Genomic DNA, 1961 nt, shown 5'->3' with positions numbered 1-1961 from the left:
GGGTTCTTCTGGATCAGCTGCGATTCGAGCGCCGCGGCTGCCTGCGGCAGGATGTTGTCGAACGGGTCGGTCGCGTGGATCGCAGCGACCGCCGCGCGGGCGGCCTTCAGGTGCGCTTCCGTGACATCCTGCGAAAACGCCGGCGACGAGAAGGCGAAAACGGCCGAGGCCGCCAGAAGGACGGAAAGGCTGCGAACCCGGTTATGCAACGTCATGATCGGTAGAACTCCCTGGTTTTCGGGCGGCATGGACGGTTTGGATACCGTCGCCGCCGGCGATGATGGCCGCTGAAGCCAGCCCGATGAAAAGACCATGCTCGACCACGCCCGGAATGGCGTGGAGAGCATTCGAAAGCGCTCTTGTATCCGGAATGCGGCCAAAAGATGCATCGAGGATAAAATGGCCGCCGTCTGTAACAAAAGCCTGCCCGCCCGTCATCCTCAATGTGACCGGTCCGGAAAGACCGAGCTTTTCAGCCGCCGCGGCAACCGCGATTTCAGTGGCGCGCAGGCCGAACGGATTGACTTCGATCGGCAGGGGAAAACGGCCGAGCGTCTCGACCATCTTGGAGCGGTCGGCGATGACGATCATGCGCTGGGACGCCGCGGCGACGATCTTCTCGCGCAGCAGCGCGCCGCCGCCGCCCTTGACCAGGGTCAGTTCCGGGTCGACTTCGTCGGCGCCGTCGACGGTGAGATCCAGCTCTGGCGTTTCCTCCAGCGTCGACAGCGGCACGCCAAGCTCGCGGCAGAGCAACGCGGTGCGCTCCGAAGTCGGTACGCCGATGACGGTCATGCCGGTTGCAACCTTTTCGGCAAGCAGCCGCACGAACTCCTCGGCCGTGGTGCCGGTGCCGATGCCAAGCCGCATGCCGTCGCTTACATGGGCGAGTGCTGCCCGCGCGGCTTCGACCTTCAACTGCCTTGCATCCATGTCGGTTATTGCCCCGGAAATTCGCTGCCGGGCTCGTAGCATTTTTGCCGGTCCGGTCAAAGCCCTGGACGGCGCTTCTCCAGGTGATGCTCAGTGTAGGAATTATTTCCTTGACGGGTGAGTGCAGCTATGCTACATTTTTGCCTATGGTGCTGATTTGCGCCAACAACCCGCCGTCGAAGCGGGTTTTTTCATATCGGACGGGCCCGCTGCGAATGCCCGGCCTGATAAGCAGGCCCCGCCTGAACGAGCTGGCCCAGCGCTTGCCTTGACGCGCCGCAGCCTTTATCGCCTGCCCCTGTAGAAACTTGCCCCAGGACAGACCATGACCCGACCGATCATCGTGTTCGACCTCGACGGTACGCTGATCGACACAGCGCCGGACCTGCTCGACAGCCTCAACCACAGCCTGACCGCCAGCGAGATCGCGGCGGTCGACGAAGCCGGCTTCAGGCGCTTTGTCGGTCACGGCGGCCGGGTGATGATCGAGCGGGCGCACGCCGCCCATCAGCGATCGCTTGCCGTCGAGGAGCACGACCGGCTGCTGAAACTTTTCCTCGACCACTACACGCTCAACATCCCCGGCAAGTCACGCCCCTACCCCGGTGTCGTCGAGGCGATCGCGCGCTTCGAGGAGGCCGGCTATACCCTCGCCATCTGCACCAACAAATACGAAGCCAACTCGCTGGCGCTGATCGAGGCGCTCGGCCTGACCAAACATTTCGCGGCCATCGCGGGCCAGGACACGTTCGCCTTCCGCAAACCCGACCCGCGCCATTTGATCGAGACCATAAAGCTGGCCGGCGGCGACCCTCACCGCGCCCTGATGGTCGGCGATTCGCAAACCGACATCGACACGGCGAAAGCCGCCGGCATTCCGGTGGTGGCGGTCGATTTCGGCTACACCGACCGCCATGTGCGCGAATTCGAACCGTCGGCTGTCATTTCGCATTTCGACGCCCTGACGCTCGACCTGGCGCAAAGGCTGATTGCCGCTGCCGGAAACTGACTGGAAGGCGGCCGGAGAC

2 protein-coding genes and 1 pseudogene are annotated in these 1961 nt (G+C 63.6%); 1 reads left to right on the top strand and 2 read right to left on the bottom strand.

Annotation, left to right across the window (positions count from 1 at the left end; genetic code table 11):
* Positions 1-215 (bottom strand): annotated as a pseudogene (locus tag ENZ75_RS30235) (hypothetical protein); the annotation flags it as partial.
* Positions 202-933, bottom strand: coding sequence for a ribose-5-phosphate isomerase RpiA (gene rpiA, locus ENZ75_RS30230; protein ID WP_027036598.1), 732 nt, complete (start codon positions 931-933; stop codon positions 202-204). The pseudogene ENZ75_RS30235 and the gene rpiA, both read right to left, overlap by 14 nt.
* A gap of 325 nt (positions 934-1258) precedes the next feature.
* Here rpiA and ENZ75_RS30225 point away from each other — a divergent pair, with 325 nt between their 5' ends.
* Positions 1259-1942: a phosphoglycolate phosphatase gene (locus ENZ75_RS30225; protein ID WP_128278563.1), complete on the top strand. Its 684-nt coding sequence runs from the start codon at positions 1259-1261 to the stop codon at positions 1940-1942.
* Positions 1943-1961 lie beyond the last annotated feature (19 nt).

It is taken from the genome of Mesorhizobium sp. M7A.F.Ca.CA.002.04.1.1 (assembly GCF_004022805.1).
Taxonomy (GTDB): Bacteria; Pseudomonadota; Alphaproteobacteria; order Rhizobiales; family Rhizobiaceae; genus Mesorhizobium; species Mesorhizobium ciceri.
Note: the sequence above shows the minus strand (reverse complement) of the source record. Positions and strands in the feature narration are given on the sequence as shown.

Bases quoted from the DNA above. Each gene is read 5' to 3' on its own strand.
- rpiA (WP_027036598.1), bottom strand. From the start codon at position 933: ATGGATGCAAGGCAGTTGAAGGTCGAAGCCGCGCGGGCAGCACTCGCC.
- ENZ75_RS30225 (WP_128278563.1), top strand. From the start codon at position 1,259: ATGACCCGACCGATCATCGTGTTCGACCTCGACGGTACGCTGATCGAC.